Raw genomic sequence first — 12642 nt, forward strand, 5'->3', positions numbered from 1 at the left:
CTTTTTTGATGGGAGGGCCGGCCGCCAGCTCCCGCCGGCTTGGCCGAGGCACCCGACGCGCTGCAGCCGGCCGCAGTGCTGGTGCACTCAGAAGTTATAGCGTGCCGTCACCAGCACATTGCGGGGATCGCCATACACCCCCGTGCCATAGGATCCCAGGCCCGGCATATAGGTCTTGTCGAACAGGTTGTTGACGTTGACCGACATCGACCAGTGCTTGTCCAGCTCATAGCGCGCCATCAGGCCCACCACCGCATACGAAGGCTGGATGGCACGCCAGTACGGTGCGGCGGGCTGCTGGTAATAGGTTTCGCTCTGCCAGGTGACATTGCCGCCCACGGTCCAGCGCGACCAGTCGCCGCGCAGGCGGTAGGTGGTGCCCAGCTTCAGCAGGTGGCGCGGCTGGTTGGTGTTCACCGCCGGCGTCACCACATCCGGCTGTGTCGGCGCCTTGGAAGTGCGGTAGGTATAGCCCCCGAACACATTCCAGCCCGGCACGATGCTGCCGGACAGCTCGGCCTCCAGGCCCCGGCTGGTGATGCCGTCGATGGCGGTGTAGATCTCCTCGCCGGTGCTGCCGTTCAAGCCCTCGTACTGCGCCGCATTCTTTTGCTTTATGTGGAACAGTGCCAGGCTGGTGTTGAGCCTGCCGTCCAGCAGCTCGCCCTTCACACCCACCTCTTTGCTCAGCCCCGTCAGCGGCGACAGCGGATTGCCGCCCGCATCCTTGTAGTAGGTCTGCGGGTTGAAGATGTTGGTCACGCTGCCATAGACCGACCAGGTCGGGTTCAGGTCGTACACCAGGCCGGCATAGGGCGTGATCTTGCGGTTCACACGCAGGTCGTTGCCCACGGTGCGATTGCCGGTGGCCAGGACGGTGGTGGTGTCCAGCATGTCGTACCAGCTGGCGCGGGCGCCCAGAATGACCGACAGATCGTCCGTGGGCCGCAGCCGGGTGGCCGCCGACAGGCCTTTTTCCACCACCACGATCTCGCGGTCCGAGGTGCGGGTGAACGCGGGCTGGGCAATATTGCCATCCCAGGCAAAGTAGTTGGGGATGGTGGTCCAGACCGTGTTCGACAGCTGGGCGTCCCGGTGCTGGCGCGAAGTGCCCGCGCCCAGCATCACATCGTGCGTGCGGCCCAGCAGCTGGAACTTGCCGCTCAGCGCGGCATTGAAGGTGTTGGCATCGGTCTGCGTGGGAATGGTGCCTGCGATCATGCGCACGCCCGCGCCCGTAACCGGGTTCACGGTGCCGTTGTAGGCCGCGCCATAGACCACATCGCGCGACTGCGTGAGGTGGCTGGCCGAGGCATCCAGCACCCAGCCGCCACCGAAGTCATGCTTCAGGCTGGCAAACAGGTTGCGGCTGGTGTTGTCCCAGTAGGACCAGCGTGCCGCCGGGTTGCGCGAGCGGCTGAAATCGGTGCGCGAGCCATCGCTGTAGAACAGCGGCAAGTGACCGAAGGTGGAGCCATCGGCCTTGGACTGCATGTAGTCAAAACCCAGGCTCAGCAGGGTGTTGGGCGTGAGATCCGCCTCGACGATGGCATAGAAGTTGCGCGTATCCCGGCTGTAGTAGTCCACGTTGGACTCGGCATTCTGGCCAGCCACCACGACACGTCCGCGCACCGTCCCGGCCGCGTTGAGCGAGCCTGACACATCGGCGGTTGAACGGTAGCGGTTCCACGAACCGGCTCCCACCTCCACCGACGCGGCGAAATTCTTGGTGGGCTTTTTGCGCACCAGGTTGACCACGGCCGAGGGGTTGCCCGCCCCGGTCAGCAGGCCGGTGGCACCTTTGACGATCTCCACCCGCTCATAGATGGCGCTGTCGGCCAGCGAGGTGGTGTACTGGTTGGCCGAGTCCATGGTGTTGGGCACACCGTCGAACTGGAAGTTCTCGATGGTGAAGCCGCGCGAGTAGAAGGTGTAGCGCTCGCTGTCGTTGCGGCCCACGGTGATGCCCGGCGTTTTCTCCAGCACATCAGGCATGGCGGTCAACGCCATGTCGTCCATCAGCTGGCGTGTCACCACGCTCACCGACTGCGGCGTCTCGCGCAGCGTCAGGCCCATGCGCGTGGCGGTGGATACCGCCCCGGTAGGGGTATAGGCCTGTTCGGCCACCGGGCCGTTCAGCGCAGCCGCGGTGACGGTCACCGGGGCCAGTGCCTCGGCACCGGCGGCCGGACGGGCTTGTTCCACCCGGCGCAAGGCCCAGCCCCCGTTGCTCTGGCGCACCGCCTGCCAGTCGGTGCCTGCCAGCAGGGCACCCAGGGCGCCGTCCACCGTGTAGCGGCCACGCAGGCCGGGGCTGTTACGGCCTGCGGTCTGCTCAGGGGTGAAGGTGAGCGCCACACCCGCCTGGGCAGCGGCACTGCGCAAGGCCGTATCGAGCGGGCCGGCAGGAATGTCGTAGCTGCGCTGGTCCGCCACCTGGGCATGGACGGCCGTGGCGGCCAGCGGCAGCGCGGCAACGAAGCCTGCGCACAAGGCCCAGTGCACGGCACGGGCGATCACGGTCGGCGCGAGAGAATGGCGCACGGGGCGCGGGAAGGAATGAGGGTGCATGGCGTGAAACAGTCTGTGGAATCCGATGGCAATCAATGAAAGCTCTCAGAAACCAGGACGCCTGGAACGCGCAATCGGGTCACCCTGTGCCGCATTTTTTTCAAAAAAAGTCCACAGGGGTTGGTGATGGCGGCGACAGCGGCGAAAGTCCGCCCCCGGGATGCACCGGGAACAGTGACGCGCCCTCCGCAGGCCGCATCACCGCCCGGTCGCGGCCTCCACCACGACCCACCAGCGCGTACGCCAGCGCACCTGCACCGGCAGCGAATTGGGCAGCATGGACAAAATGGCGTCGGCATCGGCCTGCCCATCGACCGCGCCCACAGGGAACACCCCTGAAAAGCGCAGCCCCGCCACTGCGGGGTCAACGCGCAGCCAGCCGCTGCGGTAACGCCCCAGCTCGGCCAGAAAATCGTCCAGCCGCTGGTTGTCCACCCACAACTGTCCCCGGCTCCAGGCGACCTCGCGTTCCCCGGCTGCCGAAGGGGGCAAGGCCCGCATGCGTTCGAAAGACGTGGCCTGACCGGCATCCAGCCGCAGCGGGAGCGTGCCCGGGGGCGCATCGGCAGCATGGACTTCCACCGCCCCCTCCAGCACCGCCACCTGGGTCAAGCCGTCGTGCTGGTGCACGGTAAAGCGGGTGCCCAGCGCCCGGACATGGCCTTCAGCGGTCTCGACCACAAACGGCAGAGCGCCCAGCGCCCCTTGCGGATGCCCGGTGGTGAACAGGGCTTGGCCCTGCAGCAGCCGCACACGGCGCTCGGTGGCCGTGAAATGCAGGGCCACGGCGCTGCGGGTGCCCAGCAACAGGACCGTGCCATCGGGCAGCTGGAACTGCCGGCGCTCGCCCGGGCCGCTGCGGTAGTCGGCCGCGATCTGCTGCCACTGCGGCGTGCGCGCCGCCATCCAGCCGGCGCCGACCGCCGCCCCCACACCGGCAGCCACGCCCAGCAGGCGACGGCGGGCGGCCGACGCAGGCGCGCCGTGCAGCACCCGGTAGCCCAGCCCGCCGGCATTCAAGCCCGGCAGCGCACCGGTAATGGACTGCAGGTGCTGCCAGGCCCGAGCATGGTCAGCATGCGCATCGTGCCACCGGCGCCAGCGTGCCTGTTCGGCAGTGGTGAACCCGCCGGCATGCCAGCGCGTGAACCAGTCCGCAGCCGCTTCGGCCACGGCGGCATCGATGGCCACGCCGCCTGCACGCGGCAGTGCCTCGGTACCAGGCGCGGAGGTGCTCAAAGGAGCTGGTGTGCGGGATCGCATGGCAAGCGGGTGTGTGCAGCCGGTCAGGCCAGCGCCAGCAGAAAGCACTGGCGGTGCGCCTGCATCAGATAGCGCTTGACCGAAGTCATCGACACCCCCAGCCGTTCGGCGATGGCGGCGTAGCTCAGCCCCTCCAGGTGCGCCAGCAGAAAGGCCTCGCGGGCCTTGGGGGCCAGGGCGTCCAGCACCTGGTCCACCGCCTGCAGGGATTCGATGGCGATCACGCGTTCCTCCGGGGAAGGCGCCAGGTCTTCGGGCAGCAAGGCCAGCGCATCCAGGTAGGCGCGCTCCAGCACACGGCGGCGGTAATGACCGATGACCAGACGTTTGGCCACCGTGGCCAGGAAAGGCCGCGGCTGTTCGATGCGTGCGGCCATGCCCGAGCTGATGACATTGACAAAGGTGTCGTGCGCAATGTCCGCCGCTTCAAAGGTATTTCCCAGCTTGCCGCGCAGCCATGTCTGCAACCAGCTGTGGTGTTCAACGTACAGGGTGCGGACCGGATCGGCAGGGGGAGAGGGAGAAGCAGTCACGGACGAGAGACCGCAGCCAGGCGGTGGACATGTTGTATTTGAGAATAATTCGCATTCTATACACGACGACCTTCCCCTGCCAGCCACACCCCACACCGGCACACAGGGCATCCCTGCCGTCGGCCCCTGCGCACCGGTCAAGCCCGGTGCGCAGCAGACACGGCCATGAAAAAGGAGCGCACAAGGCGCTCCTTTTGGATATCGGGCCGGGGACTTCCCCAACCGGCTCTGCAAGCGCCCAGGGCGCTCATTTTTTATGGGTCAGAACTGCTCGTTGGCACCCAAGTAGCGCCACTGGCCCACCGGCAGATTGCCCAGCACCACCTTGCCGATGCGGATGCGCTTCAGGCCCACCACATGCAGGCCCACCTGTTCGCACATGCGGCGAATCTGTCGCTTCTTGCCTTCGGTCAGCACAAAACGCAGCTGTTCGGGGTTCTGCCAGTCCACTTGCGCAGGCTGCAGCGGCTCGCCGTCCAGTTCCAGTCCGTGGCGCAGACGCGCCAGCTGGTCGAGCGGGAAGACAGACTGGATGTCCACTTCCCGGTCGCCATAGGTCACGCGCACCAGGTACTCCTTGTCCATGGTCGAGTCCTCGCCAATGATCTGGCGGGCCACGCGGCCATCCTGGGTCAGCACCAGCAGGCCCACGGAATCGATGTCCAGACGGCCGCAAGGCGCCAGGCCCTTGAGCTGGCTGAAATTGAAGTGGGTCTTGCTGGTGTCGTGGTTCCAGCGTGTCTGGGGATTGATCAGCACCACGGCAGGCTCATGGCCGTCTTCGGCCTGGCCGCTGACATAGCCCATGGGCTTGTGCAGCAGGATGGTGACCTGCTGCTCCTGGCGGTCCTGGGCGGCACGGTCGATCTCGATGCGATCGCTGGGCACCACCAACTGGCCCATCACGGCCACCACGCCGTTGACCTTGACCCAGCCGTTTTCCACCCACTCATCGGCCTCGCGGCGCGAGCACATGCCCATCTCGGCCATGCGCTTGTTGATGCGGGCGTCGCCGGGACGCGCATCTTCGCGCGGCGCGACGGGCTCGGGACGGATGATCTTCACCGGAGCGGCCTTGCCACCCAGCGCTTCGGGTGCGCGGTAGGTGCGGATGCCACCGTAGGAACGCTCTTCGCCCGGCTGGGGGCCGGCACGGCGTTCGGCACGGAAATCGTCGCGGGTGCGATGGTCGGGGCGGGCAGCGCGGTCGTCACGCTGGGGGCGGCGCTCGCGGTCACCGCGCTCCGGGCGATCGCCGCGGGGGGCAAAGCCTTCACGGCCACCGCCCTGCCCGTCGCGCGGGGCGTAGGGACGGCTGGGGCGGTCCGAACGCTCGAAACGCTCGCCGCCACGCTCACCACGCGGGCCTTCGCCGCGGGGCTGGTAGGGACGGTCCGGACGGCCAAAGCCGCCTTCGCCACGGCTGTCACGGCCACCGCCTTGCCCGTCGCGCGGGGCGTAGGGGCGGCTGGGGCGGTCCGAACGCTCGAAACGCTCACCACCACGATCACCGCGGGGGGCATGGCCCTCGCGGTCGCCACGGAAACCTTCGCTGCGCTCGCCACGCGGCTGGTAGGGGCGGTCCGGGCGGCCAAAGCCGCCTTCGCCACGGCTGTCGCGGCCACCACCTTGCCCGTCACGCAGGGCATAAGGGCGGTTGGGACGGTCGTTGTGCTCGAAACGATCGCCACGGTCGGCGCGGGGCGCATGGCCCTCACGGTCGCCACGGAAGCCTTCGCTGCGCTCGCCGCGCGGCTGGTAGGGACGGTCCGGGCGGCCAAAACCGCCTTCACCACGGCTGTCGCGGCCACCACCCTGCCCGTCACGCGGGGCGTAGGGACGGCTGGGTCGGTCTGAACGTTCGAAACGGTCGCCACGCTCACCGCCGCGATCTCCCCGGTCAGCGCGGGGTGCGTAGCCCTCGCGGTCGCCACGGAAGCCTTCGCTGCGCTCGCCGCGCGGCTGGTAGGGACGGTCCGGGCGGCCAAAGCCGCCTTCGCCACGGCTGTCGCGGCCGCCGCCTTGGCCGTCACGCGGGGCGTAGGGACGGCTGGGACGGTCGTTGCGTTCAAAACGGTCGCCACGGTCTGCGCGGGGCGCATAGCCCTCGCGGTCGCCGCGGCTGTCATCCCGGCGGGGACGGTCGTCACGGCGGCCGGCACCGCCACGGGGCGCGCCGGAGTCTTTGCCGCCGGCACGGGGGCCGGGCTTGCGGGCAGCGGGCGCCGCGGCAGGCGCGGCGGCAGGGGCTTTCACGCGCAGCGTGGCCCGGGATGCGGAATTATCCGCATCGTTGGATTTGGGTGGTGTCGAGGACATGGGGGCGCTATTGTCGCGCCACTGCCGATTCCCCGCCGTTCGACTGGCTCTTGTGCACCTCGGCAGCACGGGGCTTTGCCGCGCTGCCGCCGGGCTCGAACACCCGCCCGCGCAGGCCCGCCAGGTCCAGCACCCGCAGCCCGCCGTACTCCACCTGGATCACGCCTTCGGCCTCCAGCGCCGCCAGGGCCTCGTTGACGCGCTGGCGCGACAGACCCACCAGATAGGCCAGCTCCTGCTGGGTGATGCGCAGCACCACCCCCACGCCCGGGTACAGCACGGGGTTGAACAGCGCGGCCAGACTGCGAGCCACCCGCACCTCGGGGTTGTTCAGGCGGTCGATCTCCCGCGCCGCGATGAACTGGCCCAGCCGCTCGTTGAGCTGGTTCATCACAAAGCGGTTGAAGCCAATGGAGTGGTCCAGCAGCCAATGGAAGGTGTCCACGGGCAGGCCCGCCACCACGCTTTTGCGCAGGGCCTGGATGTTGTAACGGTAGGGTTCGCGCTTGAGGGCCGTGCCTTCGCCGAACCAGCCACCGGGGGGCACGCCGGTGAAGGTCATGGTCATGCCCTGTGCGTTGTCGGCACTCATCTTCAGCAGGCCTTCGACCAGGCCGAACCAGTAGGTGACCGGGCGACCGACGGCACAGATCAGCTCGCCGGCCTCGGCCTCGCCCACCTGCAGATCGGCAATGGCCCGCTCGCGCTCGGGCGACTGGAGCAGGCGCAGCCAGGGGATCTCGTCCAGTTCATGGGGCAAAGGGGAGCGGCGGCGTTGGTGGAGGGACGGTGGCGAACTCATGGCTGCAAGCATCTCCCGATCTGGGGTTACAAAAATATTGGGTTTTCCCCAGGCTTGTAAGCAGGCTTTGCGCCATGGCAGACAAATGTGTAAAAGCGGCCTCCCGGGCGACAAATTTACGCCCCTGGCCCAGCGTCCGTGACGTGCCGCAAGGCGATATGCCTGCACTTCAGCGATCGTCCGACAGACGGCGCGTGTTTTCCCGATAAGGAGTTTCCCCCGGAAAGTCATCGCAAAGACAACCCGGCGTCAAACCGCTTCCTACCATCGCTGCAACACCACCACTCCATGGGGCTTGCGCCCGGTGGAACGGCCTGAAACCAGCATCCTGTGAGGACCCGGAATGAGCAACACATTCCCGCATCTGCTCCTGAAGCACGCCGCCGAGCGCCCCGACGCGCCCGCCCTGCGTGAGAAAGAGTACGGCATCTGGCAAACCTGGACCTGGGGCGAAGTCGCTCGCGATGTGCGCGCCCTGGCCTGCGGTCTGGCCGACCTGGGCCTGGCCAAGGGCCAGAACCTGGCGTTCATCAGCGACAACCGGCCCCACCTGTACATGGGCTTTGTGGCGGTGCAAAGCATAGGCGGCGTCCCCATTCCGCTCTACCAGGACGCCGTGGCCCAGGAAATGTCCTTCGTCATGCAGGATGCAGAGGTGGCCTTCGCCTTTGCCGAAAACCAGGAACAGGTGGACAAGCTGCTGGAAGTGCGCGAGACCGTGCCCGGCATCCGCCACATCATCTATGACGACCCCCGCGGTCTGCGCAAGTACGACCAGCCCGGCCTCATCAGCACCGCCCAGCTGATGGAACGGGGCCGCGCCTGGGACCAGGCCCATCCCGGGGTCTGGGACAGCATGGTGCAGCAGGTGAAGGCCTCCGACGTCTCGGTGATCCTCTACACCTCGGGCACAACCGGCAAACCCAAAGGCGTGTGCCAGACGCACAGCAGCTTCATCGGCTCGGCCCGCGGCGCGGTGGAGGTCGACGGCCTGAACCCTGCGGACAATGTGATGTCCTACCTGCCTCCGGCCTGGGTGGGCGACCACCTGTTCTCGCTGGCGCAGTGGATGGTGGCGGGCTTCACCATCAACTGCCCGGAATCCGGCAGCACGGTCACCATCGACCTGCGCGAGGTGGGCCCCACCTATTACTTCGCCCCGCCCCGGGTGTTTGAGGGCATGCTGACCTCGGTCTCCATCCGCATGGAAGATGCGGCCAAGGGCAAGCAGTGGCTGTATGAAAAATGCATGCAGCTGGCCAAGCGCGTGGGCGCCGACATCCTGGACGGCAAGCCCGTGAGCGCACTGGACCGCATCAAGTACAAGCTGGGCGATCTGCTGATCTACGGGCCGCTGCGCAATGTGATGGGCCTGTCGCGCATCCGCGTGGCCTACACGGCCGGCGCAGCCATCGGCCCGGACCTGTTCCGCTTCTTCCGCTCCATCGGCATCAACCTCAAGCAACTGTATGGCCAGACCGAAACCTGCGCCTATGTCTGCATCCAGAAGAACGGCCATGTCAAGCTGAACACCGTGGGCCAGGCCGCTCCCGGCATCGAGCTGAAGATCGCCGACAACGGCGAGGTGCTGGTCAAGGGCGTGTCGGTGCTCAAGGAGTACTACAAGCGCCCCGACGCCACCGCCGAGGTGATCGATGACAACGGCTACTTCCACACCGGCGACGCCGGCGTGCTGGATGCCGACGGCCACCTGCGCATCATCGACCGCGCCAAGGATGTGGGCAAGATGAACAGCGGTGCCATGTTTGCGCCCAACTACATCGAGAACAAGCTCAAGTTCTTCTCGCACATCAAGGAAGCCGTGTGCTTCGGCAATGCCCGCGACGAAGTCTGTGCCTTCATCAACATCGACTACGAAGCCGTGGGCAACTGGGCCGAGCGCCAGAACATCCCCTACGGCGGCTATGTGGACCTGGCCTCCAAGCCCAAGGTGCTGGAGCTGGTGGCCGAATGCCTGGGCCAGGTCAATGCCGACCTGGCCACCGAACCCGGCATGGCCGACACCCAGATCGCGCGCTTCCTGGTGCTGCACAAGGAGCTGGACCCGGACGATGACGAGCTGACCCGCACCCGCAAGGTCCGCCGCAACTTCATCGCCGACAAATACGGCGTGCTGGTGGATGCGCTGTATGGCGGCAAGAAGGAGCAGTTCATCGAGACCCTGGTCAAGTTCGAGGACGGACGCACCGGCAGCGTCAGCGCCACGCTCCAGATCCTGGATGTCAAGACCTACCCGGCCGCACGCGCCGCCGCCTGACCCGCAACGAGGCAAGCAGCCATGACAGACAAAAAAATCGGCGATGTCATCCTGGACATCCAAAACATCAGCCTGCGCTTCGGTGGCGTGAAGGCCCTGACGGACATCTCGTTCAATGTGCGCGAGCACGAGATCCGTTCCATCATCGGCCCCAACGGCGCAGGCAAGAGCTCCATGCTCAACTGCATCAACGGGGTCTACACCCCGTCGGAAGGCTCCATCACCTTCCGGGGCCACAAGTTCGACCACATGAACAGCCGCCAGGTCGCCGAAATGGGCGTGGCCCGCACCTTCCAGAACCTGGCGCTGTTCAAGGGCATGAGCGTGATCGACAACATCATGACCGGCCGCAACCTGAAGATCAAAAGCAATCTGCTGATGCAGGCGCTGCGCATCGGCCCGGCCGAGAAGGAAGAAATCGCCCACCGCGAATTCGTCGAACACATCATCGACTTCCTGGAAATCCAGGCCTACCGCAAGACGCCGGTGGGCCAGCTGCCCTATGGCCTGCAAAAGCGCGTGGACCTGGGCCGCGCCCTGGCCATGGAGCCTCAGGTGCTGCTGCTGGACGAGCCCATGGCCGGCATGAACGTGGAAGAGAAGCAGGACATGTGCCGCTTCATCCTGGACGTGAACGACGAGTTCGGCACCACCATCGTGCTGATCGAGCACGACATGGGCGTGGTGATGGACATTTCCGACCGCGTGGTGGTGCTGGACTACGGCAAGAAGATCGGTGACGGCGCCCCCGAAGAAGTGCGCAGCAACGAAGACGTGATCCGTGCCTATCTGGGCACCAGCCACTGACACCACGGAACACGGGAGACCCGCAATGGCATTCTTTCTGGAAACCCTGTTTGGCGGCCTGATGGCCGGCATGCTCTACGCCCTGGTGGCACTCGGCTTCGTGCTGATCTTCAAGGCCTCGGGCGTCTTCAACTTCGCCCAGGGCGCGATGGTGCTGTTCGCCGCGCTGGCGATGGCGCGCTTTGCGGAATGGATTCCGCAGTGGACCGGCATCGAGAACAAGATCGTCTCCAACGTCGCTGCCTTCATCATCGCCGCCGCGATCATGTTCGTCTGCGCCTGGGTGATCGAGCGCCTGGTGCTGCGCCACCTGGTGAACCAGGACGCCGCCACCCTGCTGATGGCGACGCTGGGCATCACCTACTTCATGGAAGGGGTGGGCCAGACGCTGTTCGGCAGCGAGATCTACAAGATCGACATCGGCATGCCCAAGGACCCGGTGTTCCTGCTGGACTCGGTGTTTGACGGCGGCGTGATGGTCAACCAGGAAGACGTGATCGCTGCGGTGATCGCCGCCTGCCTGGTGGCCGCCCTGTCCGTGTTCTTCCAGAAGACCAGCACCGGCCGGGCCCTGCGCGCCGTGGCCGACGACCACCAGGCCGCCCAGTCCATCGGCATTCCGCTGAACCGCATCTGGGTGATCGTGTGGTGCGTGGCCGGCATCGTGGCCCTGGTGGCCGGGATGATCTGGGGCTCCAAGCTGGGGGTGCAGTTCACGCTGACCACCGTGGCGCTGCGTGCGCTGCCGGTGGTCATCCTGGGCGGTCTGACCTCGGTCCCCGGCGCCATCATCGGCGGCCTGATCATCGGCGTCGGCGAAAAGCTGTCCGAGGTCTACCTGGGCCCCTATGTGGGCGGCGGTATCGAAATCTGGTTTGCCTATGTGCTGGCCCTGGTGTTCCTGCTGTTCCGTCCGCAGGGATTGTTCGGCGAGAAGATCATCGACCGCGTCTGACCGGTCCACCCCAAGAACAATTAGGAGACACACATGTTCTATCGTGAGAACGGCCAGTTCAAGACCAGCTACCGGGCGGACCAGCAGATCTTCACCATCCGCCAGGACAAGGTGGCGATCCTGCTGCTGATCGCCGCGGCCTTCCTGGTCGTGCCGATGTTTGCATCGGACTACTTCTACCGCGCCATCCTGATTCCGCTGGTCATCATGTCGCTGGCCGCACTGGGCGTGAACATCCTGGTGGGCTACTGCGGCCAGATCTCGCTGGGCTCGGGCGCCTTCATGGCCGTGGGTGCCTACGGGGCCTACAACTTCATCGTGCGCATCCCCGGCATGCCGCTGATTCCGGCGCTGATCCTGGGCGGCCTGTGCGCAACCTTCTTCGGCATCCTGTTCGGCCTGCCCAGCCTGCGGGTCAAGGGCCTGTACCTGGCCGTGGCCACGCTGGCGGCCCAGTTCTTCAGCGACTGGATGTTCCTGCGCATCAAGTGGTTCACCAACGATTCGCCTTCGGGCTCGGTGTCGGTGAGCAATCTGCAGGTGTTCGGCATGCCCATCGAATCGGCCACCTCCAAGTACATCTTCTGCCTGGCGGTGCTGGTGGTGATCGCGCTGCTGGCCAAGAACCTGGTGCGCGGCGCCATCGGCCGCGAATGGATGGCCATCCGCGACATGGACGTGGCCGCCAGCGTGATCGGCATCCGCCCCATGTACGCCAAGCTCAGCGCCTTTGCCGTCAGCTCCTTCATCATCGGCGTGGCCGGTGCGCTGTGGGCCTTTGTGCACCTGGGGGCCTGGGAGCCCGCCGCCTTCTCGGTGGACGTGTCCTTCAAGCTGCTGTTCATGGTGATCATCGGCGGCCTGGGCTCCATCATGGGCAGCTTCTTTGGTGCGGCCTTCATCGTGGTGCTGCCCATCTTCCTGAGCCTGCTGCTGCCTGCCGTGGCCGGTCTGTTCGGTTTCGAGATCTCCACGGCAGGTGTGTCGCACGCGGAATTCATCATCTTCGGCGGGCTGATCGTGTGGTTCCTGATCGTGGAGCCCCATGGTCTGGCCAAGCTGTGGTCGATTGGCAAGCAAAAGATGCGTGTCTGGCCTTTCCCGCATTGATGCG

9 protein-coding genes are annotated in these 12642 nt (G+C 66.2%); 4 read left to right on the forward strand and 5 right to left on the reverse strand.

What is annotated here, in order from left to right; translation table 11 throughout:
• Nucleotides 1-87 precede the first annotated feature (87 nt).
• The 5 genes from CT3_RS19075 to CT3_RS19095 all read right to left on the reverse strand — a co-directional run bounded on the left by CT3_RS19075 (nucleotide 88) and on the right by CT3_RS19095 (nucleotide 7488).
• Nucleotides 88-2544: a TonB-dependent siderophore receptor gene (locus tag CT3_RS19075; RefSeq protein ID WP_227657836.1), complete on the reverse strand. Its 2457-nt coding sequence runs from the start codon at nucleotides 2542-2544 to the stop codon at nucleotides 88-90.
• 225 nt (nucleotides 2545-2769) lie between these two features.
• Entirely contained in the window at nucleotides 2770-3810 is a 1041-nt protein-coding gene (locus CT3_RS19080) for a FecR domain-containing protein (protein WP_305954863.1), read from the reverse strand.
• 47 nt (nucleotides 3811-3857) lie between these two features.
• Nucleotides 3858-4367, reverse strand: a complete 510-nt coding sequence (locus tag CT3_RS19085) for a sigma-70 family RNA polymerase sigma factor (protein WP_066541166.1) — start codon at nucleotides 4365-4367, stop codon at nucleotides 3858-3860.
• 261 nt (nucleotides 4368-4628) lie between these two features.
• Entirely contained in the window at nucleotides 4629-6686 is a 2058-nt protein-coding gene (locus CT3_RS21505; protein WP_083520614.1) for a pseudouridine synthase, read from the reverse strand.
• Between the two features lie 7 nt (nucleotides 6687-6693).
• Nucleotides 6694-7488 (reverse strand): Crp/Fnr family transcriptional regulator, encoded by a 795-nt coding sequence (locus CT3_RS19095; protein WP_172591762.1) that lies wholly within the window; start codon nucleotides 7486-7488, stop codon nucleotides 6694-6696.
• A 343-nt stretch (nucleotides 7489-7831) separates the two neighbouring features.
• On the opposite strand from CT3_RS19095, the gene CT3_RS19100 reads away from it, so the two are divergent.
• From CT3_RS19100 to CT3_RS19115, 4 genes are read left to right on the forward strand one after another with little or no spacing between them, the layout of a single operon-like run.
• Entirely contained in the window at nucleotides 7832-9766 is a 1935-nt protein-coding gene (locus CT3_RS19100; RefSeq protein ID WP_066541170.1) for an AMP-dependent synthetase/ligase, read from the forward strand.
• 21 nt (nucleotides 9767-9787) lie between these two features.
• Entirely contained in the window at nucleotides 9788-10573 is a 786-nt protein-coding gene (locus tag CT3_RS19105; protein WP_066541171.1) for an ABC transporter ATP-binding protein, read from the forward strand.
• Nucleotides 10574-10598: 25 nt separating this feature from the next.
• Nucleotides 10599-11528, forward strand: coding sequence for a branched-chain amino acid ABC transporter permease (locus CT3_RS19110; RefSeq protein ID WP_066541174.1), 930 nt, complete (start codon nucleotides 10599-10601; stop codon nucleotides 11526-11528).
• Nucleotides 11529-11561: 33 nt separating this feature from the next.
• Nucleotides 11562-12638: a branched-chain amino acid ABC transporter permease gene (locus CT3_RS19115; protein ID WP_066541176.1), complete on the forward strand. Its 1077-nt coding sequence runs from the start codon at nucleotides 11562-11564 to the stop codon at nucleotides 12636-12638.
• The last annotated feature ends 4 nt before the right edge of the window (nucleotides 12639-12642 follow it).

Origin of the sequence: Comamonas terrigena NBRC 13299 (genome assembly GCF_006740045.1) — a bacterium.
In the GTDB taxonomy this organism is placed as follows: Bacteria; Pseudomonadota; Gammaproteobacteria; order Burkholderiales; family Burkholderiaceae_C; genus Comamonas; species Comamonas terrigena.